Here is a 23332-nt window from a genome sequence, read left to right on the forward strand (position 1 = left end):
CGGTTTAAGATTATGAATAAATACACTACCCTCAGCGAAGAAGAGCAACAGGATAAAGTTAATAATATTCTTATCGAAGTCAAAAAGGGAACCATTCTCCTCAGATAAGGAGATGTTCCCCGTAAATATTTTCTATGAAATGGAGTATTTTTTACAAAGTTACCCATTTATAAACTTGCCTTTTTTACTTTTAATCTTAGTATAAAAGGTAAATTCTAGATCGTCATTGACTTAAATCAATAAAGTATAGTAGTGATTAATCTGTTAGTCTCTCAACCTTAATAATCGTATTGGTTGCATCCAAATAAGTGAATCGATACTTCTCTCCTGCATATATTAGGAAACTCTCCCAATGGAGTGACATTTCACCTTCTTCGGTATCAATCAGTGCACCAGGTCCGGTATGATATCCACCTCTATAGACATCCGTAACGAGCAATTCCTTGACCTGCCATTCACCATTGGAATAATCCGCTAAATCGGAAATCCCCTTTGTTGTTTCACTAACACTAAATTTTACTAGAAATATGGTAATAATTAGCGTAATGATTCCAACAAATGTGAATGTAATGACCGATGATTTTTTGACCCTCTGTGGATTAAAGATGGTTATCACAAAGCAAAGATATAGAAAAAAAGAACAAAGGATTAAAGCGGCGGTATACAAAAAAGAGGTCCCAATGAAGTTTAGCACAAACGCTGTAAAGAGATCGCCCACAAAGAAATTGTAAGCTAAAAAAATGCTTCCGACTAATACCGTAATAACAGCAATGATTAAAAAACGAAAAATGATTCTTTCTCGTATTTTGTTCTTTTTTTCGTTTGCTTTATTTGGTTTCTTCCTCATAAACATCCTCCCTCATTCTTTTTTCGGTATGGTCCATTATCACTCGATAAGTTTTATTATCTTACGATTGAAAGTCATAAGAGGTTTCAAAGAAGGAAATTGGTGCTACTAAAAATATATAATTACCATGAATTGTTATAACTTTACAAACAATATGATTCTAGCATACGTTATAATAAAATAAAAAGTAAGACTATTTTAATTGTACATTCACAGATGGGAAAAGGAACAGCTATGATTAATAATGAATTAATACATCGAAGGAATGCAATATTAGTAAGTATAGCAAGTGTTTTTTATGTCATTCATATAACGATTAATAGTTTCATAGAGGGATTATCAAGTATCTTTCCGCCAGCTTTTTTGTTTGCAGGATTTTGCTTAACCCTCATACTATTGCTTCATAAAAAAGTAAACCCAACGCTTACAATGTATGTATTGGTAAGCTTTATGTATATCTATTTCTATTTTCTGCTAACTGATTCACCTTATTTCGTAAATTATCTATTTATGTGGTTAGGTCTTCCATTAAGTGCTATCTATCAAAATATGCGTGTAGTAATGCTTGCGGGTATGGCTTCCATTATTCTTACTTTTTATTCTTTCTTCTACCTTCATAATGAAATTTTTCCGAATGTAGGAAAGGAAGATTTTGTTTATCTGGTCTTGTTTGGCCTGTTTATTACAGTCTTTCTATTAATTTTCATTCATAAGGTAAGACTTGCAAACGGAAAGCTTCAGGAAATCGCTTATCGGGATCCTTTGACAGGGGCGGCGAATAGGTTATTACTAAAGGAGAAGTTCAAACTTATTAAAGATACAAACATTTCATCTATTGCACTGCTATTCATTGATCTAAATGGGTTTAAAAGAGTAAATGATACCTATGGACATGAAGTCGGCGATCAATTATTGGAGATGGTTGTATCAAGGATAAAAGGTGTGCTTAGAGGGACAGATTTACTTTGTCGATTAGGTGGCGATGAATTTGTAATTTTATTGTCTAATATTAATCGACCCGTTCCAGGAAGTATAGCAGAACGAATTCAACATGCACTGAAAGAGCCAATGGAAAAGAATCAACAAAAAATATACGTTTCAGCAAGTATTGGATGGTCCTACACAACAGATGTAGCACAAGCAGATTTAGATACTATGATTAGAGAAGCGGACAATGCCATGTATAGGGCAAAGGGAAGTAATTAAATTGGCTTTGAAATTTTACTGCTTTTAGACAAAGATAATAACAACTGCTGACAAACCCTTTTATTTCAGGGTTGTCAGCAGTCTAAAACTACCAACTATTTTACAGAAGAATCAAATTCCACTGAAGAACAGACCCTAAATAATTTTTAATTCTACTTATTTAGTCGGGTATTCATTAAAGAGGTTAGATCCATTAACCATTTAAATCATTTCTCTGCATTTCCCTTACTTGTTCCGAATGGAAAGGGGAACCTTCAACTTCATTCACTACACTAAATGGGTTACCATCTAAATCAAAAAAGTCAAAGAATTTCATGTCACCAAAAGTATCGATATCGGTAGTTAGTATACCGTTATTTTTAAAGTGTTGATGTGCAGTTTCAATATCATCAACGACGAAATTAAAATAGGAATTCTTCTGGTCTCCCTTGATAATAAACTCAGTAGGCTGTGGGTCTACGACTTTTACCAATGCTAATTGTGCTGAACCAGTTGGAAAGTAAAAGCCAGCACCATCTTCCCATCTATCAATTTTTTTAACACCTAGTAACTTTTCATACCAATCAATCGATTTTTCAATATCTGTTACTGGAATAAATATACTGCCAATTTTAAACATAATTTTCCTCCTTCAAATGAAATTCTTATGTATAACGTATATAATGGTGTAAAAGTTACATAAAAATAAAAATAAAAATTAAGTAAAAGGTGCAAAGTATGGTTTTTGAAAATTTAGACTATGAGATAAATAAACTATATAAATATTGTTTAAAGTTATCAAGGTCTCCTTGGTTGGCTGAAGATTTAGTACAGGAAACGATGCTAAAGGTTTATAACTTAAAACATGCAGAGCCAAATAGAGAGTTTACATTCTCTTTTCTGTGCACTGTGGCTAAAAACCTTTTTATTGATGAGAAAAGAAAAAATAAAGAAAGTATTCATTTTAATGAGGACTTATATCGTGTGGATGGTGATTCTATAGAATATTATAGTTTAATTGAAATCTTACTTACCACCTTACCTTTAAAACAATCTATGCTTATTACCTTGAAGGATGTATTCGGGTATTCTTCAAAAGAAATAGCAGCAATGTTAAGGGTAAGTAATGAATCAATTAAGACTGCACTTCATCGTTCTAGGAAGAAACTTAAATCAATCAATGATATGGATAGGAAGGTTCTTATTCCTAATCAAGAGATTATTTTAGCATTAACAAGAGCAATACAAGAATCGAACCCTATGAAAATATTTTTTTATTATCGACTATTAGAATCACAAAATTTTAAAATAAGAAGAAGTTTTGAGCAATCCGTATTCCATATTATAGACCCAGATGGAAATATATTAGAAGTGACATCTTAGTAATTTTCAACTTAACTTACAATTAACTATAAGTGCATAAACATTGACACGAAATGTATAAAATAATTTTAAACCAGAATGACCCCTGAAATTGACATGAGAGGATGGTTAAAATGAATACCGATCAAAAAGTTTACACGAGCCTCACCCAAAAAGAGAAAGCTATATCATTTCTAAAACTTGTAGCTTCGGGGAACGTTCATGAAGCATATCAACGTTATATAGGACCTAATTTTTTTCACCACAATCCATTTTTTCCTGGTGATAGAGAAGCACTCATGCTAGCGATGGAGGAGGATGCAGCCAATAATCCTCATAAAGTTCTTGAGGTCAAGATCGCTATCGAGGAGAAAGAGATTGTTACGATTTACTCTCATGTGAAGCAGAATCCTGAGGATCTTGGGGTCGCTGTTGTCCATATCTTCCGTTTCCAAGATGAACAAATTGTTGAACTATGGGATGTAGGTCAATCTATACCAGAAGATTCCCTTAATGAAAATGGTATGTTTTAACAATCTAGTAAAAATGTTGGAATGTAAAAAAGCATCTTACATCTTTAACGATGGAAGATGCTTTTTAACTGTTTTTTCTTTTACCCTGATAAGCTCTCGTAGTAAGAAGAGCTACAATTAAAATAAATTCACCTATATTACTTAACGCACCTGTATGAAAAATATGAATCATAGGTACAATACCCATCAGTAAAACGCCCGTAAAATACCATGGCCATTTTTGCTTCCACCAAACCAAAATGGACGTAATTAATAATGTAATTGATACTCCTATGATCATGATAGGATATGCATCACCGACTTTTTTATAGCTTAAGACATCATAAACCCAAGTAGGTTTTAAGGTGATATCCCAAGTAACTGTAATTATCTCTATAATTATCAAGCCTAATGTAAATGCTAGTACAAGCCCTAGAACGAGTTTTCGTTTCGCCCATTGTACATTTGCGTTTATTAAAAAGTGCCAGGCCAACAGAATGAGTAAAGGGGTAACAAGGGCATGCAACCAATATCGAGCTTCATTGAGCCCTCGAAGTAACTCCCCTTCTCCTATGTATTTTCCAAGTGCTAAGATTCCGTTATCATAGGTTAGAGCTAGAATAACAATTAGTAGTATATTTCCGATGCTATACCAACTATGTTGCATAGCTGTACGGATGCCGAGCAGAAAAAGAATTACGTAAGCTATGGTAAGCAATACATAGATAATGGGGTCCATAATCCATTGCCCTCCTTCCTTACTATTATCCCCAATTAAAGAAAACTGAGCCATGGGTCAAGTCCTCTGGCTCATTAAGCGGAGGCACCTGTCCCCATTTTTTGTAGTCATGATTGAGTACTTATAGGTCCCTTCTAATCATATTCTTATAAAAGAAAACGATAAGAAGGAGGTCAAATTAATTGGAAAAAGTTACGGTTCGTTTACGTCCATTAGTTAGCAGGTTAAATATACCTACGGTGATCAAAACAACGATCTTACCGGGTGACTTCATGGAAAGAATAGTTATTGCAACCCAGGTCGGGGAGATTTTTCACATTGGAAATGGAGAGATTAGAACTTTCTTAGATATACGCAATCGCATCATAGAACTAGGCACTAATGGTGGATATGACGAGAGGGGATTATTGGGGCTGGCATTTCATCCGGAATTTTATTACAACGGCTTGTTTTACCTACATTACTCTGTAGCTGGATCACAAGGTCCAGGTGCTCTTGCTGAACCTTTTCAGCCTAACCCATGCGATCCTAGTACATTAAATCTAAGTTGGGAAAATAGAGAGACGCAATATGATCATATTGATACAGTTGAGGAATGGGTTGTACCTTCTAATGGCGGACCACAAAGGCGTCGGACATTGCTTAACTTAAGAAGACCATTTGCTAATCATAATGGTGTAAATAGCCTAAACTTTTCACCGGAAACCGGGAGACTTGTATTAACTACTGGAGATGGTGGATCGGGTTATGACCCATATAACCTAGCACAGGATAATATGGAGATTGCTGGAAAGATAATTGAAATTGATGTGAATAGAAATATAACTTTCCATAATCCTCCTATTGTTACACGTTTTAATGAACTCCCCAAAACCATACAAGAAACCCTCACCGTAATAGTCAAAGGCGTTCGCAATATACCGGGCATCTCCTTTCAAAGGGTTAATAATCAATATATAAAATATGTTGGGAATGTTGGTCAAGACTTGGTAGAGTCCATCTTTTCTTTCAAAAATTATAAGTCAGTACCAGTAACGCAGCTTCTACAAGCCACTTCCGGAAGTTCTAATCTGAAACAAGAAGGATTGATTAATCTGGGTTGGCGAGGATGGGAAGGTGCTTTTCCTACTCCAATTATAAGAGACTGCGAGAATCAGTCGGATTTGGATGAGAAAACAATCGCTTATTACAAAGAGGCAGTGGCGCTTTCAGGGAACCGTCTTCAGCCATTAACGAGTTATTTTCATCAAGATGCCAGACCTGATAAGTTTGCGGGTACTGCCCTTACAGGTGTTCAAGCCTATATGGGAAATGAAATCCCAGGTTTATCTGGCAGCGTTGTGTTTACTGATGGGGCTAAGAAGGAATCCCAACCACAGGTTCGAGGAGCTTTAGGATATACCACCGTGAGATCAAATGGCCAACATAATGATTTTCATGAAATTCAAGTGGACTATGACTTTGGGGCTGGGTCCGCTTATTATGTTAGTTTAGGAACGAATTGGAATCAAAGCCGATTATATTTAGGGGTATATGGCTCTATAAACGTGACAGATTTTAATCAAGGTACCCTTTTCGAGATAGTCCCCTAGACTGATTGATTGGTAGGATTATTCGATGATAATGATTTTTATTCGTTTTAAAATGAGTAAAGCCATTTCAACCCATAACCAGCTATAAAGGAAAGTAAATAGGAAGATACCTCCCGTTGTATGAATTGAAAAGGAATCAGAGCCGACAGGACCTAAAATCGGAAAGCGAAAAATAAACAGCAAACTTATAATTCCAATCGTTAAAAGGACGGAGCCTGCAGCGATAATACTTATCCTTTTCCTAAAAAAGTGAAAGGATGCTCCAATGCCAAGTCCTAATAATCCTGTTGTAAAGGGGAATATAATAAGTTCCGTTGGCTGAAGGACGAATAACAACGTTATAGTTAGAATGTAGGACATGAAGCCAACCGGAATGGAAAACATGGAACACAACAGAATAGGTCCAGTTGCAAGTGGACTTATGAAATAACCTATCCCAGGTAAATAGCCACCAGTAGCCTGGAAAATAGCAGCAAAGCAAGCAAAAATAGAAACTAATAGGAGCTTTTTTGTTCGCTTATAGTTATGGAATGTAACTTGAAATAAACGAACCTCTTCCGAAATAGGTCTCAGAAAATACACATCTCCACCTCCAATAGATAATACATACATTACCATCGTATTTATATTCTATTAGAGGTGGGAATCATTCATGATGGTCCTAAAGATATAAGTAAAATCATGGCGAACTCAGTAAATGTTAGAAAGGAAAATCACGAGTACATAGGTAGCAGCAATTCTACATAGATAGGTAGATTGAAGTATTGGGATGGGAATTGATCAGGATTGAGATAATGCTAGGAGGGGCGAAGGGGTGTGTGGAAAGATGGTAAGGGCCCTCCATTGAGGACTCATTCTTTGGAATTGCGGCCATGTGGGGAATCTTCTAGAATTAATTACCTGATTATTATCATTATGATAAATTAAAACGTAAAGTGAGCAAACAACCTGTTCACCATCAAAGGGACACCATTTGGGTAGGTAAAATTATTATCCCGTTTTCGGAATATTATGTTAGTATCTAAATAGAAATATTTATCTTAGAAGGATCAGAATCCCACTTGTTCCACGGCACCAGGAAAATGGAAAAAGAATTTTCATACTTTGTTTAAAAAAGATTAGGGAGGCTAATTATGGCATATGTTTCAATCTATACTGTCGGTAGGCTGAATCACCCTATTGAACACCCTGCCTCACGTGAATTTTACCATGTGGGAAAAAATGTATATCGTCAGGCAAATAATTCAGGTCTTATTGAGGTATTTTCTCCTAACCGAGTTCCTTTTCCTGAAGATGCTGTAAAGGGTAATGGTCCTCCCATTCTTACACTAACCGTATGGAATAGCCTTCCATCCTTATATCGCTTTACCTATTCCGAACAGCATTCGCAAGCCTTACGGGATAAAAGCAAATGGATCGAGCCATATCCAGAGAAACGCCAGTCCTATGTAATTTGGTGGGTCGATAAGGTAAAGGATGTCTCATGGCAGGAGGCATTTAAGCGATATAACTATTATATTCAGCATGGTTCCACTGCCTATGCATTTGATTTTAAACGCGCATTTGATGAAAACGGGGAAATATTCTTGATGAAATAGTATAATCTTAGCTTATGAAATGAAAGGTGGCATACGATGAAACAACTTTATATTAAACAAAAGGTATTCAGTCTAAGTGAAAAATTTACTGTGAAGGATCAAACGGAGAACGATGTTTATTTCGTAGAGGGTAGCTTTTTGAAGGTCCCTAAGACATTCTCCATAATGAATACAACAAGAGAAGAAGTTGCTTTTATCACGAAAAAGGTATTTAGCTTTTTACCGAAGTTTTTGGTTGAGGTAAATGGCCAAGAAGTGTTAACCATTAAGAAGGAGTTTTCCTTTTTAAAAGCTCGTTATACGATTGATGCTGTTGGAATAGAAGTACAAGGTAATTGGTGGGATATGGACTTTCAAGTTTTACAGCACGGTGAAGTCGTTGGGAAGGTGAGTAAGGAATGGTTCACTTGGGGTGATAGCTATAAGGTTCAGGTATTTGATGAAGCGATGGAGACTATCGTTATAGCGGTTGTGGTCGCCATTGATTGTGTGAAGGATGATGAAGCTAATGCAGCGACTTCCTCTATAACAACAACTTAAGTTTCCTCTTGAATAAGATTCCAACCAAGTTAAGCTTCAGTGTGGTCTATTTTAGGTTGGCGACAAAGCATGGAATACTTCACCTTGGAAGATAACCGAACAATGTATAAGAAAAGCTATTAGCCCATTATCCAGATAGGGAGAATGGGATTTATATTTATATTATTAGGTCCTATAATTTATTAGACTTGAATCTAAAAAGTTGTGGGATGTTGGAGATGAAGGTGGTTATAAATTGGTTGAAACAGCTGGAATTGGAAAGGGGTATTCTATGATTTCTGAACTAAATAAGAACGAGTTTTATAGATGCAAAAGTTTAATAAATCAGCATGGTCAATTAGAAGTTAAAGCAGTAGTAGAAGGTATTAATCCAGGTCGTATCTTTGTTGATAATATCACTTCTCCTAATTCTGGACTAGTTTGGTTAGGTAATAATGATGGATTTCTCTTTATTGGAAATGAAGAAAATGAGTCGTTTAATAGCCAAATTAATCATTTCATTGATACCGTGATCATACCAGATGCAAAAAAGGTCGGATTAAATTGGTTCGAAGCAATTGGTAATCACGCAAAATGGAATAAGGTTATAGAGAAGATATTTGAACATCGTAAATTAGGAAGCTGGAATCAGAAAGTGTATATGCTACCAGATGAGGGCTATAAAGCTAAGAATGAACCTGTCATAGAACAAGGGTATAGAGTTATGGAAATCGATAAAGCTCTCTATGAAAATACTAAAAACGAAATTAATAATATTACATTCTTACACGCCCAAATTTTAGAGTATTGGTCTTCCCCTGATGATTTTATGAGTAATGGAATTGGTTATTGTATGGTACACAACAAAGAAATTATTAGTATTTGCTTTTCAGGTTTCGTGGTTGAGAATGTACATTGTATAAATATTGAAACGGAAGAGGCTCATCGTGGGAAAAAACTAGCGCAAAAGTTAGCCCATATGTATGTCAAAGATTGTTTGGAGAATGATCGTGTACCGTATTGGGACTGTATGGAAGGTAATAAGCCTTCTATTGCAATTGCGGAAAACATAGGGTTAACCAATGTATTTAATTATATAGGATATGAGTTTTCATTTGATTAAAGTGATTCTAAATCTAATTAGTCTGGATCTTTCTTCTTCTAATAATTAAGAGTTTATTGATTTATAAAAAGTGGGTGTTCCTTATGAGTTAAAAATGGCTAGAATGGGCGAGAAGGATTCAATCATTATCACAAGCAGGATTAACCTTTACAAAAGATGTTTATGACATCGAACGGTATGAAGAACTGCGAAACATAAGTGCAGAGATTATAAAAGAACATTCTGGATTGGAAATGCAAGTTGTTAAGGATTTATTTACTCATGATACAGGTTACCAAACCCCAAAGATAGATGTACGTGGGGCTGTATTTAGAGATAATAAAATTCTAATAGACATAAGTATGTTAGTATGAGCAGAATATTCCAAGTGGGGCTTCAGCAGTATCCGATAAATTGAAATATACAAATAAGTTAGGGGAGTAGGACAAGCTCTAAAGATAAGAGGAGATAGATAGGATGCCATATTTGCAAAAGGTAGAGGCAATTGAAGAGGAAGTATTACATAATCTTATTCAGTTTTATATATATGAATTCAGTAAATACATTCCTAGTATAAGAGTGGAACATAATGGTGCATACAAGCCATTTAATTTAGAAAAATATTGGATACAGAATAACTTCCATGCTTATTTCGTTAAGGAAGAAACTGAATTAATTGGATTTGCACTTGTGGAAAGCGCAATAGAAACAAGCCCAAACACAATAGAAGAGTTTTTTATTATGGCTAAATATCGTGGTAAGGGCTACGGTAAGAAGATTGCCAAAGAATTGTTTTCAATGTTTCCTGGTAATTGGGAAATTACTCAAATTGAAAATAACAGGCCAGCACATGCTTTTTGGCAAGGGTTGATAAATGACATTACGAATGGCAAATTTATAGAACGTTTTGAAGAAGGGAAGTACATTCAAGAGTTTAATATAAGTTAAACCTTTTGAATATAGCACCCATAAAATATAGTAGGTTATATATAAATAGATTACCTGAATAGGAGAGAATGTAAAAGTGGAAAATAAAGCTCGAATAGTTATTACGCTTATATGTAGTGTGTTAATATTTGCAGCTGGTTTATTAAGAATCCTATCTGAATCATCATCTTCACCAACTTCTATGGTTGTAGCATATGTATTCTTAATCACCGGATTAATCGGAGTTGTTGCAAACAGTATAGTACTTAGAAAGGTATTAGCTAAATGACTAGAAGGACTTTTCTAAATGGAAATGGCCTAGTTCGATGTGTGAACTAGGCCATCATAATTCTTATTTTGTATAATTATCAAAGTACCCCTGAATATAAATCATCGGCGTTCCCTTGTCTCCACTACCAGAAGTCAAATCGGATAAAGAACCGATTAAATCTGTTAATTTACGGGGGGTTGTACCCTGTGCTTCCATTGCGCCAACAAGGTCTTCATTTTTATTCTGAATGTATTCAGAAATGGCTTTTTTAAGCTCTTCTCCACGAAGATGAGCAAAGTTGTTATCCGCTAAATATTTTAACTTCACTTCATTCGGAGTACCTTCAAGCCCTGCGGTGTAAGCGGGTGATACTACTGGATCTGCTAGTTCCCAGATTTTTCCGACTGGATCTTTGAAAGCTCCATCACCATAAACCATCACTTCAACTGTTTTTCCGGTTACTTCTTTTAATTTTGCTTGAATACCATCCACAATTGGTTGGCATTCATTTGGGAATAATTTTACGCTTTCTTCTGTTGATTTATTGGATCCAAGTAGACCGTAATCTTTGTTAAAGCCACTACCATTGATGGACTCTGTAAGGATATCATCAAGTCCGAAAACTTTTTCTGCCCCACTACTGGTCAGAATGCGCTTTGTTCTGAATCGAGAGTGAATATCACAGGTTAATACATTCTTTGTATAGTCCAAAATGGTTTTTGCATTATTGGAGAAGATAACTTCACAAGTAGCACCTTCTGCTTCAATTAATTCTTTATAGTATTCGATATAATCCACACCTGTAAATGGATGTGTTTTATGACCGAAATGCTTACGGAAGTCAGCTTCTGACAATACATCAGTCCATGGATTAATTCCTTTTATATCAAGCTCATCAATGTCAACTAAATGATTACCCACTTCATCAGATGGGTAGCTTAACATTAGGACAATACGCTTTGTCCCTCTTGCAATACCTTTTAATATGTTTGAAAAGCGGTTACGACTAAGGATTGGGAAAATGACACCAACAGTATCTTCACCGAACTTTGCTTTTACATCTGTTGCAATATCATCAATGGATGCGTAGTTTCCTTGTGCACGAGCGACAACTGATTCTGTTATGGTTACAATATCGCGATCCTCAATGGAATAGCCTTCCTTTTCTGCTGTATGTAATACCGTATTTACTACTATTTCTTCAATATTATCTCCAGTATTAATGATTGGTCCGCGTAGTCCGCGTACGACTGTTCCAACTAATCTTTCCAACATTATCTCTCCTCAAATAAGAGTATACTTCCTAATGGGTATTATTTATTGAACCCTTTGTTACTATACCTCGTTCATTGCTATAAGTAAAATTAATATTTATAATATCTGATATAAGGAGTGATTATATGGTTGGGAAATTGGATTTATATCGTATATTTAATGCAGTAAGCAAGAATAAAAGTTTTTCCAAGGCAGCAATCGAACTATATATGACACAACCTGCAGTAAGTCAAGCAATCTCAAGACTGGAGAAGGAATTAGATATACAATTGTTCAACCGAACATCGAGGGGCGTTGAATTAACTGTTGAAGGTAAACTATTACATGAACATGTAACAACAGCACTGGGAATGATTCAAGTTGCAGAAGATAAACTTTCAGAGTTTAAAACATTACAAACGGGACAATTACGTATTGGGGTTGGGGATACCATTTCTCGTTACTTTTTATTGCCCTATTTAGAGGAGTTTCATCAAGCATACCCAGGGATTACGTTAAATATCTTAAATAGAACCACATCTGAAATCATCAAGTTGATAAAATCCGGTAAAGCAGAGGTAGGGATATGTAATTTACCAGTAGAGGACGACCAACTCCAAGTAATACCATGTAAAGAAATCCAAGATACGTTTGTCTGTGGAGAGAAGTATAAAGAAATCGCGGAAACACCAATAAGTTTAAATCATTTAATGAAACTTCCATTGATTTTCTTAGAGAGGAAATCAAATTCACGTATGTTTGTGGAGAATTTCCTGAAAGAAAGGGGATATCATGTATCACCTGTATTTGAGCTCGGGTCCTATGACTTGGTCCTGGAATTCACCAAAATAAACTTAGGTATTTCGTGTGTAATTAAAGAGTTTGCCAAGGAGTACTTGGAGAGAGGGGATCTTTACGAGGTTCGATTAGAAGAGGAGATTCCCAAAAGGAGTATCGGTATATGCTATTTAAAACATGTGCCATTATCACGTGCGGCTAGGAAATTTGTAGAACAAATTAAGACCTTCTAAATTTAATGAAACTACTTTATAATTTGTGAGATCCAATCCTTGTATAAGCCTAAAGTAGCACGACTACAGCCATGGTTTTATCGTCCTTTGTCCTCATAATCACTACTTTATCCTTATATTACAAGTAAAAATATTGTGTTAGAATGTTACCAGTTTGTAATAATGGAGGTTGGGAAATATTGGGCAGAATATGGATGCTTCTTGTCACCATGATGCTAGCAGTACTGATTGTTAGTGGTTGCGGAAATGATAAGGAAGAAGCAAAGGCAGATGAGAAAGAAAATGTCTCAGAAGAGAAAAATGAAGAAGTAGAGAAGGAAGAAGAACAGGAAGAATCGGAGACAGAAGAGGTAGAAAAAACAGAAGAAGCTGTAGAAACGAATGCAAGTGATTTTTCAGAATTAATTACGTATATGGAAAACGAAACACAAGGAACAGCAAAGGTTCTCTATGAGAACAAGGAACCACAGGTACATAATATGGATGGTGTGACGGTATCTTTAGATGCCTACACCCTAGTTGAGTTAAATGATTTCCATACAGATTTTAGTATTCCTTTTAATGATGAGACTAATGGTGGTGTCATTGTTGCACAATATACGGTGACAAATGAATTGGACAAGGATGTTTATTATATGCCTGCTTTCTATTTGTCATTCACAGGTGCAGAGAAGGATTATAATAACTATAGAGATTTACTACCTGAAGAAGATCAATTACCAGTAAAATTATCACCATCAAATGATTACGTGCTTAAAGCTGGTGAATCTGTAACAGGTTACTACACATACCCGTTTGGTAAAACACACCTAAAAACAGCATTGGAAGTATCAACTGTAGCGGTAGATGTTCCTGCAGCCCAAGCGGTTAAGGGCGACTTTGGAAACCCAATTGGGTCAGATGGCCAGTTTACATTGAGTTTAAATGAAGCTGGTGCGGAAAAAGTTGCAGCTAATGAGGCTTTTTATAAGGATAAGGTTACAGTAGATGATATGGGTGAAAAGAAAATGCTGAAGGAAGAGTCAGGTATCGGTAAAAGTGAACAATTAGGTGATGTTACCGTTACGTTAGACGGATATCAGTTTACAGAATTTACTCCGAATGAAGTAGAAGCTCCACGTTTTACAGATTGGACGAATGGAATTGTACTCTTAACCGTTAAGTTCAACCTTGATAACAAAGGATCTGATGCTATTGGATTATCATCCATGAGCTCTACGCTTACTGTTAATGATGGTGCTCAGTACATGTTCGATCAAGGGATGTTACTAGATTATAGCTATGATGACCTAATCGATGCAGGAGAGTCTGGTGAGTATCTACAAATCTACGTATTGGACAAAGAGCAATATGAAAAGATTTGGAAGGATAAATCTTTTGAAATCGAGTTTGGACCAATTAAAGCTCAAGATGCAACAGATCTTTCTAAAGGGAAAACGGCAATTTTTGAGTTTTAGTTTATAAAGATTAAAGACTTATAGATTGATAAAGTTTACATGATAAATTGGAAAAAAAGAACAGGGGAACTGATTGGGTAGAACTTAATCGGCTCTCCTGTTTTGTTCTATTTAATGCACTCCACGTGTTAGTTTACTAGTTTTTCACTCTGGATTGGCTCCGGTTTTTTACCGAACTTTGCTACCATGACTCCGACTAACGTACCAATTAGTGCTGGGACAACCCATTCTAACCCAACTGCGGCTAGGGGTAATGAAGAGCGTAAAACTTCTACCGGTCCCAATTTTAAACCAAAGGCGTTTAACCCACTAATCACTGCAAATACACCTGCAAATGATAGTGCACTTACATAGACAATTCGCAAACTTTTAAAAAGATTATGGAAGAAGGTTAGTACGATTAAGACAATGGTTAACGGATAAGCTGTTGTTAAGAACGGGACTGAGATTTTTAGGATTTGAGCTAGACCCATATTAGTAAGTGTAAAACCAATAAGTGTCGTGACTAAGACAACGGTTTTATAAGTTGCTTTCGGAATAAGATTGGAAAAGTATTGTCCACAAGCGGATGTTAATCCAACAACGGTCGTAAAACAAGCAAGTGTAAATATTAAGCCTATTAATACCGTACCACTTTGTCCAAATAAATTAGAAGATACAGCTGAAAGAATTTGTGTACCATTTACAAAATCACCTTTGGTAGCCATTTTTGCGCCAACAATACCAAGAGATACGTAGACTGCAGCGAGTAGTGTCCCAGCGATTAGAGCTGCTTTTAACATGTACCCTTTTAATCGCTTTTCATCAGAAACCCCACGCTGACGAATTGCAGTTAATATTACGATTCCAAAGGCAAGCGCTGCTAAGGCATCCATCGTGTTATACCCCTCTAAAAATCCTTTAAAGAACGCTCCAGATTCATATTCTCCAGCCGGTGCCTGGAAGTTTCCATCTAGTTTGAGGAAACCAACTACACAAAGAATGACCATTGCAACGAGCAAGATTGGGGTGATAAAACGCCCGAGATATCTTTCCAAATTGGTAGGATTTAAGCTAATTAGATAAACAAGTAAAAAGAATACAACGGAAAATAGCAATAAAACAAGCGTCGTATTCGGAGAACCGTTAACAAATGGCATTACCCCCATTTCAAAGGCTACATTCGCGTTTCTCGGGATGGCTAAAAACGGTCCGATAGAAAGATAGACAACAACCATAAAGATGGTACTAAACACAGGATGCACTCGGTTTCCAATTGCTTGAATGCCACCCTTTACACGGGCTATAGCAAATAGAACAATTAACGGCAGTCCCACAGCAGTAAGTACAAAGCCAGCCATCGCTAACCAAAATGATGTTCCAGACTGAGCACCTAAGAATGGTGGAAAAATTAGATTCCCAGCTCCAAAAAACATGGAAAATAACATTAGACCGATAAAAAGTGAATCAAATTTGCGCATAAGTATCTCTCCTTTTTGTTATGTAAAATAAAAAAACTCGCCCCTTAAAAAAGGGGCGAGTTTGCGCTCGCGTTACCACCCTAATTCCACAGTAGAAAATAAAAAACTGCAGATCTCAGTCAACGTACTATCATACGTGTTCCGTTGTAACGGCGGACAACCCGTCAAAGCTTACTAGTTTTCGGCTTTGCATCTCAGAGATGATTTTCGGATAGGGTCTGAACACCGTCTTTCACCAAGCAACGGCTCTCTTTGGATCAGGTCTCCTAACTTACTGCTCTCGTCATCGATTTATATATTAAACGTAATTTATCAGATAAAAATAACTCTGTCAATCATTTTTTGTAATTTACTTAAAATAATAAATAGTAGATAGAAACTGTGCGGTAACTTAATATTTATGTCTAAGCACCTTTCCCGCTACGGAAATATACTCCGCTTTCACTTCCAGCACAGGGGCGACATCTGCTCGAAAAGACCTCGGAGTGTCTTCTTTACCGCTTGGCGGTAGGTGAGCCTCTTCGCTCTTACGTACTGCGGGGTTTTCACCTATGCCTATCCTCCCGCAGGAGTCTCCGTGTATTTCCTACGCTAGTATAGAATGAATTATACGAAAACATGTGATTTCCAAAAATATAATCTAAAAACTAGCTTTAATTAGAAAATCCAAACTAGCGCAGGTAGAATACGTAGACTCCTGCGGGAATAGCACGTGTCCGAAGACCCCGCAGCGGTGGTTTGTCCGCGAGGAGGCTGAGGCCGTGCCCGCGGAAAGCGGAGTATTCTGCCGGAGCGGTAACATAGCGCTTCACTACTCTATTTTAAATATGGAAAAAACAATAGTAGTTATCGCGCAGTACCAATGGCAACAAACTGTAGTATTAATAAATCAATTTTAAAAAATCTAACTTTTTTGCATTTATCTATTGAACAACACGTTACGTGTTGTTTTATACTAATGGAAATGATGAAGGAGTGAGGAAAGTGTACACAATCGGAAAATTGTCTAAAAACACAGGAGTGACTGTCAGGACGTTAGATTATTACGATGAAATCGGCTTACTTAATCCATCATCCAAAACAGAAGGAGGGCACCGTTTATATAGTGAGGATGATGTTATGCAGCTCGAACGTGTCTTAGCATTAAAGTATATGGGCTTTTCATTAGACAAAATCAAAGAGATATTAGGAACTAAAGCATTAAATTGGCAAGAGTCTATTCAACAACAATTAGATATGGTAAAGCGTGAGCAAGAGAGATTGAAGATGTTGGAGCAAGCGCTACTGGGTGTATCCTATTCTATTGAATTTGAGGAAGAAGTCAATTGGCCCATTATTTACCGTGTCATTCAATTTTATCATCAAGATCCAGAAGAAGTCTTTCAGGAATACAATCATCACCTTAATATGGAAGAAATTCAAAAGTTGGCAGATATCAATGCAAAAATGACAGAAGAAGACATTCATAAATGGATGGAGGCTATTTATGATATTAAAAGACACATCCATATTGACCCGAGGTCAGAACAGGCACTGGAGCTTGCACAGCGTTGGTTGAACCAAGCAGAAAAGATGTTTGAAGGTGACGAGGAGTTTATGGAAGATTTATGGGAACCCCTACAAGACTTGCAGGAAGGTATTGCTTTTTACCCAATGGATAAAGAGGTTGTTGGATTTTTACAGCGCGTATCTGAAGCGCATAAGGAGGCAAAGTAATGGTACTTGATGTAAAGAATGTGACAAAGAACTTCCGTGGAAAGGGCAAAACAAACGTAATTGCTAATGACAACATCACTTTTCATATTAACGAGGGTGAGATATTCGGACTACTTGGTCAAAATGGAGCTGGAAAAACAACATTGGTTAATCAAATTGTAGGGTTAATCACGCCGGATCACGGGGAAATCAATTTACTTGGTAAATCAGTTAAGGAATATCCTGAACGTGCACGGTCCATTTGTTCTGTTCAACCACAGTCTCAAGTCCCACTTGGGTTTTTGACTCCTAGGCAAGCAGTATCCATTATGGGGAAGATGCGTGCAGGAAAAAACTATGACCCGAAGCGGCTGGATATGCTATTTGAATCACTGGGAATGGGGGAGTGGGCAGATAAGGAAGGGGAGAAACTCTCAGGGGGTGCACGGAGGCTAGCTGCTTTTTGTATGGCGGTTATTGTTCCAGGTCAGTTGGTAATTCTGGATGAACCAACAAATGATGTCGATCCGGTGAGGAGGCGCTATCTTTGGGAAGTTATTCGTAACTTAACAAAGGTTGGTACTTCGGTAATTTTAGTGACCCATAATGTCCTAGAGGCAGAGAAGGCTGTGGACCGAGTGGCAATCGTTCATAAGGGAAAAATTGTAAAACAAGGTACCCCATCAGAGATAAAGAGTTCCGTGAACAATCAAATGCGAATGGAACTGAATGTAAATAAAACGGAGAAGTTGGTTGTTCCAGAATGGGCGCTTACTTCACATCAGAATGGAATGCGATGGATTTTCCAAGTTGAATCATCCCATGTATCATCTGCAATTGAATGGGCTAGTGGAGAAGTAAACATGGGGAATGTAGTCGATTATTCCTTATCCCCAACAACCATAGAGGATGCTTATATTGAATTAACTTCTAATAAGGTGGTGGTTTCCTCATGAGTATTTTAAGTGAGTTCAAGTATGTTTTTCAGATGCAATTTTTGCGAAGTGCTGGCTTTCTTGTCTTTATGGCGTTGATTCAAATCCTGATATCCATAGGGATTGTAATTGGTTTTACCTATCTAATACCTACTCCTGATAAACAATCCATCCTCTTTTTAGCAACTGGTGCTCCAACAATAATATTAATTTTTACAGGATTGGTTATTCTGCCCCAACAGGTTGGGACATCTAAATCAGATGGGTATATGGAATTTATGCGAACATGGCCTGTTAAGCGTTCGACTATTCTAGGTGCTGATACATCGATATGGTTATTGATCACCATCCCAGGCATTGTAGTTGCTTCTGTAGTTGCGCATCTTATGTTTAGTCCTGGATATGATGTGTCCTGGACAGTAGTTCCTGCTCTTCTTATGATAGCCTTGACCTCCATTGGAGTAGGATATGGGTTCTCGTATCTATTGTCACCAACAACTTCCTTAGCCTTATCACAAGTGATTGTTTTCGGGGCTCTCATGTTTTCACCAGTCAATTTTCCCATGGACAGACTGCCAGAATGGCTACAAGCAGTTCATGAGATTCTACCAATCTATTCCATGGCAGAAGTAATGCGTGCTTCGTTAGCGGCTTCGACTTTTGATGCTTCGATGGGAAATTATATTAATTTACTAATTTGGTGTGTATTGGGGTATGGGGGTGCAATTTTTATCTTAAATAGGAAATAATTCCATTAGGTCTAAAATTTGAACGCCAATGACCGTGTTAATAAGCCTAAAAATTCATTCCATAACGTAAAGTGAACCCAAATAATCCTCCTTTTTACTCTAGCATCTTGATTTTTTCTATATAAGTTCTATAATAGCCTCGGAGACCATTATTAATAATTGATAAAAAGATTGATATAATCCGAAAATCGGGGGATAAACATGGCATTCACAATGAGCAAAACACGTATTGAAAAAGATTTTTTAGGAGAAAAAGAGGTTCCAATAGATGCATATTACGGAATTCAAACGTTACGGGCTGTTGAGAACTTTCCAATCACAGGGTACCGAATTCATGAAGAATTAATTAAAGCAATGGCCATTGTGAAGAAATCCGCAGCCCTTGCTAATATGAACGATAAGCGCCTTTATTCTGAAGTCGGCAATGCAATAGTTCAGGGAGCAAGTGAATTAATCGAAGGGCAATGGCATGATCAAATTATTGTCGACCCAATCCAAGGTGGAGCGGGAACTTCGATTAATATGAATATAAACGAAGTGATTGCTAATCGCGCTATCGAAATACTTGGGAAAGAAAAAGGAGATTACTCCATTTGCAGCCCAAATACACATGTTAATATGTCACAATCAACCAATGATGCATTTCCTTCTGCTATTCATATCGCGACACTTAACTTATTGGAAAAATTATTACTAACAATGGATGAAATGCAACATGTATTCCGGCAGAAGGCGATGGAGTTTAGCGATGTCATTAAGATGGGGCGCACCCATCTACAGGATGCGGTACCGATTAGACTAGGGCAGGAGTTTGAGGCATACAGCCGTGTTATCGCACGTGATATCAAACGTATTAAACAATCCCGTCAGCATTTGTATGAACTAAACATGGGGGCAACGGCCGTAGGAACCGGACTAAATGCAGAACCTCATTATATTGAAATGGTGATAAACTATCTTGCAGATATTAGTGGTTTGCCTTTAACCGGTGCGGAACACCTTGTTGATGCTACGCAAAACACAGATGCTTACACTGAAGTATCTTCTGCATTAAAAATTTGTATGATGAATATGTCAAAAATTGCAAATGATCTACGTCTAATGGCATCTGGTCCAAGAGCGGGACTAGGTGAAATTTCATTACCAGCTAGACAACCAGGTTCTTCCATTATGCCTGGTAAAGTTAACCCGGTTATGCCTGAACTTATTAATCAGGTTGCATTCCAGGTTATAGGAAATGACCACACCATTGGTCTTGCTTCTGAAGCGGGGCAGTTGGAGTTAAATGTCATGGAGCCTGTTTTGGTATTTAATTTACTACAATCCATTAGTGTGATGAATAATGCATTCCGTACGTTTACAGATCATTGTGTAAGAGGCATTGCAGCAAACGAAGAAAGATTAAAAGAATATGTAGAAAAGAGTGTTGGTGTAATTACAGCAGTCAATCCGCATATTGGATATGAACGAGCTGCGCAAATTGCTTCAGAAGCTATTAAAAGTGGAGTACCTGTCAGGGAATTATGTCTGAAATATGGTGTTCTGACAGAAGATGAGTTGAATTTAATCTTAGATCCATTCGAGATGACACATCCTGGTATAGCTGGTAACGGACTGCTTGAAGGGAAATAACCGATTCATTATGTAATATTAAATAGTTTGTAAGAAATGCTGGAAACAGGGACTGCCACTTATCTTAAATGGATAAGTGGCAGTCTTTTCTTAAAATAATAATGTTATAATTCTAGCGTTATCGGGGAATCTCCCTTATTATTCATAAGTCGAATTTGAGTTGGCTCAATTTGAAGAATGATTAGATTCGGATCTTCAGGGCCACTAAACCAAACAGCCATATGGTCGTTCCAAAGTTTATTTTTAAGTTCTGTATCTTCTTTAATTGTAACGGTACCCGCGTAATCCACGTAGGAATCTCCATAACCTTCTCCATCATATCCAATTAAAATGTGTGTATGAGGGTTTTCTGCAAGTTCCTCCGCTTTATCCGTGTCTTTACTGGTCGGAGTATACAGTACTAAATCTTCATTGTAAAAGGTCATATATCGCACGTGTGGCTTGTTTCCCTTTACGGTTGCCATTACCCCCGCTTTGTCACTTGCTAGGATATCCTCAATTGATTTCCTTACCTCAAGTTGTTCCATATATCCATCTCCTTCATTCCACATTTGTTATTCTGAAAATTAATCGTACTAGAATAGCATTCCAATCTTATTATGAAATAAAAAGAGGCTAATATACTAAAAATTTATTTTTTCAAAGCTACATAACAGGTGCTATTGCCTTATAGAGCCAAAGCATCTGTCCCCATGCCATCCGTGGCATCAGATTAGTAATAGGAAAATAATTCTGCTAAACTATTTATATGATATAATGAAATCAGAAAAGATGTATTACTAGGTTACATCCTTTGGTTTTATAAAGGAAACCTGCATCGTTTTCTGCACTTCTAGAAGATAGGGATGGGGAAAATGGGCAACAAAGAAAATAAAACAGATGTTATTTTAATTGGTGCCGGTATCATGAGTGCAACATTAGGTTCTCTCTTGAAAGAATTAGTACCGGACTGGAATATTACTGTATTTGAACAATTGGATAAACCTGGAGAAGAAAGTTCTAATGAATGGAATAACGCAGGAACGGGGCATGCTGCACTATGTGAGCTTAACTATACACCAGAAAAAGCCGATGGAACGATCGATATTACAAAAGCAATAAATGTAAACGAACAGTTTCAACTTTCTAGACAGTTCTGGTCTTATCTTGTGAATAAAGATTTAATTAACAATCCACAAGACTTTGTTATGCCGTTACCTCACATGAGTTTAGTTCATGGAGAAAAGAATGTTTCCTTTTTGAAGAAACGATTTGAAGCGCTATCAATGAATCCTTTATTTGAAGGAATGGAGTTTTCCGATGATCCGGAGAAACTAAAAGAATGGATTCCGATCATCATGGACGGACGAACTTCTGATGAGCCGATAGCAGCAACAAAGATTGAGTCAGGAACAGATGTTAACTTCGGTGCGTTAACACGTACGTTGTTTAACCATTTAGAAAATCAAAACGTAACCATTAACTATAAGCATAGTGTAAAAAACATGAGACGTACGGATGACGGTTCATGGGAATTAAAAGTAAAAAATATTGAAAGCGGAACCGTTGAGCGCCATATAGCGAAATTTGTATTTCTTGGTGCTGGTGGTGGAAGCTTACATCTACTACAAAAGTCAGGGATCCCGGAAGGAAAGGGAATTGGTGGCTTTCCTGTTAGTGGACTATTCATGGTTTGTAATAATCCAGAAGTGGTGGAACAACATCAAGCTAAGGTCTATGGGAAGGCAAAGGTTGGTGCTCCACCGATGTCTGTACCACATCTTGACACTAGATATATCGATAATAAGAAGTCCTTACTATTTGGACCATATGCTGGGTTTTCACCTAAGTTCTTAAAAACGGGATCATACCTGGATTTATTCCTTTCTGTAAAATTGCATAATGTCATTAATATGATTGGTGCTGGTTTAAAGAATCTTGGACTTACTAAATATCTGATTCAACAGGTTCTTTTATCCAAAGAAAAGCGTATGGAAGAATTACGTGAATTTATCCCGAATGCTAAGAGCGAAGATTGGGATATTGTTGTTGCAGGTCAACGTGTTCAGGTGATAAAAGAAACAGATGCTGGCGGAAAAGGTACACTTCAGTTCGGCACAGAAGTTGTAAATGCTGGGGACGGCTCAGTTGCTGCATTATTAGGTGCTTCGCCAGGTGCATCAACTGCTGTTCACGTTATGCTTGATGTATTATCAAGGTGCTTCCCTGAACGAATGGATGAATGGGAACCGAAAATAAAAGAAATGGTCCCTTCTTATGGTGTATCACTTACCGAAGATCCAGAGCTTGCTCGAGAAGTTCATACGTCAACTGCTCAAGCTCTAAAATTAACGAATGTATATCAGGAAGTTTAAATCATATGTGATAGAATGGTAACTCTAATTTTACGGAGTTACCATTTTTTTATGGGTTAAACCCTACTAGGTAGAAAATAACTACTATTCCTTATAATTCCTATGAAATGA

23 protein-coding genes, 1 pseudogene and 1 other annotated feature are annotated in these 23332 nt (G+C 36.9%); of the genes and pseudogenes, 17 read left to right on the forward strand and 7 right to left on the reverse strand.

Going from position 1 to position 23332, the window contains the following annotated elements:
- Positions 1–256: 256 nt before the first annotated feature.
- Complete coding sequence (locus TY11_RS15270; protein ID WP_042148039.1) at positions 257–847, reverse strand: hypothetical protein; 591 nt, start codon at positions 845–847, stop codon at positions 257–259.
- A 234-nt stretch (positions 848–1081) separates the two neighbouring features.
- Here TY11_RS15270 and TY11_RS15275 point away from each other — a divergent pair, with 234 nt between their 5' ends.
- A complete protein-coding gene (locus TY11_RS15275; protein WP_042148041.1) occupies positions 1082–2053 on the forward strand; it encodes a GGDEF domain-containing protein in 972 nt (323 codons plus the stop codon).
- A 193-nt stretch (positions 2054–2246) separates the two neighbouring features.
- Here the strand turns inward: TY11_RS15275 and TY11_RS15280 are convergent, their stop codons facing one another.
- On the reverse strand, positions 2247–2672 hold the full coding sequence (locus TY11_RS15280) for a VOC family protein (RefSeq protein WP_042148044.1): 426 nt from the start codon (positions 2670–2672) through the stop codon (positions 2247–2249).
- Positions 2673–2770: 98 nt separating this feature from the next.
- On the opposite strand from TY11_RS15280, the gene TY11_RS15285 reads away from it, so the two are divergent.
- Both TY11_RS15285 and TY11_RS15290 read left to right on the forward strand, forming a co-directional pair.
- Entirely contained in the window at positions 2771–3415 is a 645-nt protein-coding gene (locus TY11_RS15285) for an RNA polymerase sigma factor (RefSeq protein WP_042148047.1), read from the forward strand.
- 113 nt (positions 3416–3528) lie between these two features.
- Positions 3529–3927 (forward strand): nuclear transport factor 2 family protein, encoded by a 399-nt coding sequence (locus TY11_RS15290; protein ID WP_042148050.1) that lies wholly within the window; start codon positions 3529–3531, stop codon positions 3925–3927.
- A 64-nt stretch (positions 3928–3991) separates the two neighbouring features.
- On the opposite strand, the gene TY11_RS15295 is transcribed toward TY11_RS15290, so the two are convergent.
- Complete coding sequence (locus TY11_RS15295; RefSeq protein WP_042148054.1) at positions 3992–4699, reverse strand: hypothetical protein; 708 nt, start codon at positions 4697–4699, stop codon at positions 3992–3994.
- Positions 4700–4827: 128 nt separating this feature from the next.
- On the opposite strand from TY11_RS15295, the gene TY11_RS15300 reads away from it, so the two are divergent.
- A complete protein-coding gene (locus TY11_RS15300; protein ID WP_042148058.1) occupies positions 4828–6237 on the forward strand; it encodes a PQQ-dependent sugar dehydrogenase in 1410 nt (469 codons plus the stop codon).
- 18 nt (positions 6238–6255) lie between these two features.
- On the opposite strand, the gene TY11_RS15305 is transcribed toward TY11_RS15300, so the two are convergent.
- Entirely contained in the window at positions 6256–6819 is a 564-nt protein-coding gene (locus tag TY11_RS15305; protein ID WP_042148061.1) for a hypothetical protein, read from the reverse strand.
- A 551-nt stretch (positions 6820–7370) separates the two neighbouring features.
- On the opposite strand from TY11_RS15305, the gene TY11_RS15310 reads away from it, so the two are divergent.
- The 6 genes and pseudogenes from TY11_RS15310 (at position 7371) to TY11_RS15330 (ending at position 10672) form a co-directional block, all read left to right on the forward strand.
- On the forward strand, positions 7371–7835 hold the full coding sequence (locus TY11_RS15310; RefSeq protein ID WP_042148065.1) for a DUF3291 domain-containing protein: 465 nt from the start codon (positions 7371–7373) through the stop codon (positions 7833–7835).
- Between the two features lie 36 nt (positions 7836–7871).
- Entirely contained in the window at positions 7872–8375 is a 504-nt protein-coding gene (locus TY11_RS15315) for an LURP-one-related/scramblase family protein (protein WP_042148069.1), read from the forward strand.
- 271 nt (positions 8376–8646) lie between these two features.
- Entirely contained in the window at positions 8647–9477 is an 831-nt protein-coding gene (locus TY11_RS15320; protein WP_042148200.1) for a GNAT family N-acetyltransferase, read from the forward strand.
- A gap of 104 nt (positions 9478–9581) precedes the next feature.
- Positions 9582–9830 (forward strand): annotated as a pseudogene (locus TY11_RS20215) (NUDIX hydrolase N-terminal domain-containing protein); the annotation flags it as partial.
- A gap of 103 nt (positions 9831–9933) precedes the next feature.
- Positions 9934–10404 (forward strand): GNAT family N-acetyltransferase, encoded by a 471-nt coding sequence (locus TY11_RS15325; RefSeq protein ID WP_042148072.1) that lies wholly within the window; start codon positions 9934–9936, stop codon positions 10402–10404.
- Between the two features lie 76 nt (positions 10405–10480).
- The gene (locus TY11_RS15330; RefSeq protein ID WP_042148075.1) at positions 10481–10672 is read left to right on the forward strand and encodes a hypothetical protein; all 192 of its coding nucleotides are present in this window, start codon (positions 10481–10483) and stop codon (positions 10670–10672) included.
- 63 nt (positions 10673–10735) lie between these two features.
- On the opposite strand, the gene TY11_RS15335 is transcribed toward TY11_RS15330, so the two are convergent.
- The gene (locus TY11_RS15335; protein ID WP_042148078.1) at positions 10736–11926 is read right to left on the reverse strand and encodes a coenzyme F420-0:L-glutamate ligase; all 1191 of its coding nucleotides are present in this window, start codon (positions 11924–11926) and stop codon (positions 10736–10738) included.
- Positions 11927–12054: 128 nt separating this feature from the next.
- Here TY11_RS15335 and TY11_RS15340 point away from each other — a divergent pair, with 128 nt between their 5' ends.
- Both TY11_RS15340 and TY11_RS15345 read left to right on the forward strand, forming a co-directional pair.
- Positions 12055–12939 carry a LysR family transcriptional regulator gene (locus TY11_RS15340; protein ID WP_042148081.1) on the forward strand — a complete coding sequence of 295 codons (885 nt, stop codon included), beginning with the start codon at positions 12055–12057 and terminating at the stop codon, positions 12937–12939.
- A 176-nt stretch (positions 12940–13115) separates the two neighbouring features.
- Positions 13116–14396: a DUF5068 domain-containing protein gene (locus TY11_RS15345; protein WP_369797417.1), complete on the forward strand. Its 1281-nt coding sequence runs from the start codon at positions 13116–13118 to the stop codon at positions 14394–14396.
- 128 nt (positions 14397–14524) lie between these two features.
- Here TY11_RS15345 and brnQ read toward each other — a convergent pair whose 3' ends face one another.
- Positions 14525–15856 carry a branched-chain amino acid transport system II carrier protein gene (gene brnQ / locus TY11_RS15350; RefSeq protein ID WP_042148084.1) on the reverse strand — a complete coding sequence of 444 codons (1332 nt, stop codon included), beginning with the start codon at positions 15854–15856 and terminating at the stop codon, positions 14525–14527.
- 48 nt (positions 15857–15904) lie between these two features.
- Positions 15905–16152 (reverse strand) — a binding site (T-box leader).
- 688 nt (positions 16153–16840) lie between these two features.
- Between brnQ and TY11_RS15355 the strand changes: the two genes are divergently transcribed.
- The 4 genes from TY11_RS15355 (at position 16841) to aspA (ending at position 20867) form a co-directional block, all read left to right on the forward strand.
- The gene (locus TY11_RS15355) at positions 16841–17572 is read left to right on the forward strand and encodes a MerR family transcriptional regulator (RefSeq protein ID WP_042148087.1); all 732 of its coding nucleotides are present in this window, start codon (positions 16841–16843) and stop codon (positions 17570–17572) included.
- Positions 17572–18507 carry an ABC transporter ATP-binding protein gene (locus tag TY11_RS15360; protein ID WP_042148091.1) on the forward strand — a complete coding sequence of 312 codons (936 nt, stop codon included), beginning with the start codon at positions 17572–17574 and terminating at the stop codon, positions 18505–18507. The genes TY11_RS15355 and TY11_RS15360 overlap by 1 nt, the downstream gene beginning before the upstream one ends.
- On the forward strand, positions 18504–19235 hold the full coding sequence (locus TY11_RS15365) for an ABC transporter permease (protein WP_052345854.1): 732 nt from the start codon (positions 18504–18506) through the stop codon (positions 19233–19235). Before TY11_RS15360 ends, TY11_RS15365 begins: the two co-directional genes overlap by 4 nt.
- Before the next feature lie 201 nt (positions 19236–19436).
- Positions 19437–20867, forward strand: coding sequence for an aspartate ammonia-lyase (gene aspA, locus TY11_RS15370; RefSeq protein ID WP_042148093.1), 1431 nt, complete (start codon positions 19437–19439; stop codon positions 20865–20867).
- Between the two features lie 104 nt (positions 20868–20971).
- Here the strand turns inward: aspA and TY11_RS15375 are convergent, their stop codons facing one another.
- Positions 20972–21394, reverse strand: a complete 423-nt coding sequence (locus TY11_RS15375) for a pyridoxamine 5'-phosphate oxidase family protein (protein WP_042148096.1) — start codon at positions 21392–21394, stop codon at positions 20972–20974.
- A gap of 318 nt (positions 21395–21712) precedes the next feature.
- On the opposite strand from TY11_RS15375, the gene TY11_RS15380 reads away from it, so the two are divergent.
- Positions 21713–23221 (forward strand): malate:quinone oxidoreductase, encoded by a 1509-nt coding sequence (locus TY11_RS15380; RefSeq protein ID WP_197025103.1) that lies wholly within the window; start codon positions 21713–21715, stop codon positions 23219–23221.
- The last annotated feature ends 111 nt before the right edge of the window (positions 23222–23332 follow it).

Origin of the sequence: Paucisalibacillus algeriensis, from assembly GCF_000577245.1 — a bacterium.
Classification (GTDB): domain Bacteria; phylum Bacillota; class Bacilli; order Bacillales; family Amphibacillaceae; genus Ornithinibacillus.

Bases quoted from the DNA above. Each gene is read 5' to 3' on its own strand.
- TY11_RS15270 (WP_042148039.1), bottom strand. From the start codon at position 847: ATGAGGAAGAAACCAAATAAAGCAAACGAAAAAAAGAACAAAATACGA.
- TY11_RS15275 (WP_042148041.1), top strand. From the start codon at position 1,082: ATGATTAATAATGAATTAATACATCGAAGGAATGCAATATTAGTAAGT.
- TY11_RS15280 (WP_042148044.1), bottom strand. From the start codon at position 2,672: ATGTTTAAAATTGGCAGTATATTTATTCCAGTAACAGATATTGAAAAA.
- TY11_RS15285 (WP_042148047.1), top strand. From the start codon at position 2,771: ATGGTTTTTGAAAATTTAGACTATGAGATAAATAAACTATATAAATAT.
- TY11_RS15290 (WP_042148050.1), top strand. From the start codon at position 3,529: ATGAATACCGATCAAAAAGTTTACACGAGCCTCACCCAAAAAGAGAAA.
- TY11_RS15295 (WP_042148054.1), bottom strand. From the start codon at position 4,699: ATGGCTCAGTTTTCTTTAATTGGGGATAATAGTAAGGAAGGAGGGCAA.
- TY11_RS15310 (WP_042148065.1), top strand. From the start codon at position 7,371: ATGGCATATGTTTCAATCTATACTGTCGGTAGGCTGAATCACCCTATT.
- TY11_RS15315 (WP_042148069.1), top strand. From the start codon at position 7,872: ATGAAACAACTTTATATTAAACAAAAGGTATTCAGTCTAAGTGAAAAA.
- TY11_RS15320 (WP_042148200.1), top strand. From the start codon at position 8,647: ATGATTTCTGAACTAAATAAGAACGAGTTTTATAGATGCAAAAGTTTA.
- TY11_RS15325 (WP_042148072.1), top strand. From the start codon at position 9,934: ATGCCATATTTGCAAAAGGTAGAGGCAATTGAAGAGGAAGTATTACAT.
- TY11_RS15340 (WP_042148081.1), top strand. From the start codon at position 12,055: ATGGTTGGGAAATTGGATTTATATCGTATATTTAATGCAGTAAGCAAG.
- brnQ (WP_042148084.1), bottom strand. From the start codon at position 15,856: ATGCGCAAATTTGATTCACTTTTTATCGGTCTAATGTTATTTTCCATG.
- TY11_RS15360 (WP_042148091.1), top strand. From the start codon at position 17,572: ATGGTACTTGATGTAAAGAATGTGACAAAGAACTTCCGTGGAAAGGGC.
- TY11_RS15365 (WP_052345854.1), top strand. From the start codon at position 18,504: ATGAGTATTTTAAGTGAGTTCAAGTATGTTTTTCAGATGCAATTTTTG.
- aspA (WP_042148093.1), top strand. From the start codon at position 19,437: ATGGCATTCACAATGAGCAAAACACGTATTGAAAAAGATTTTTTAGGA.
- TY11_RS15375 (WP_042148096.1), bottom strand. From the start codon at position 21,394: ATGGAACAACTTGAGGTAAGGAAATCAATTGAGGATATCCTAGCAAGT.
- TY11_RS15380 (WP_197025103.1), top strand. From the start codon at position 21,713: ATGGGGAAAATGGGCAACAAAGAAAATAAAACAGATGTTATTTTAATT.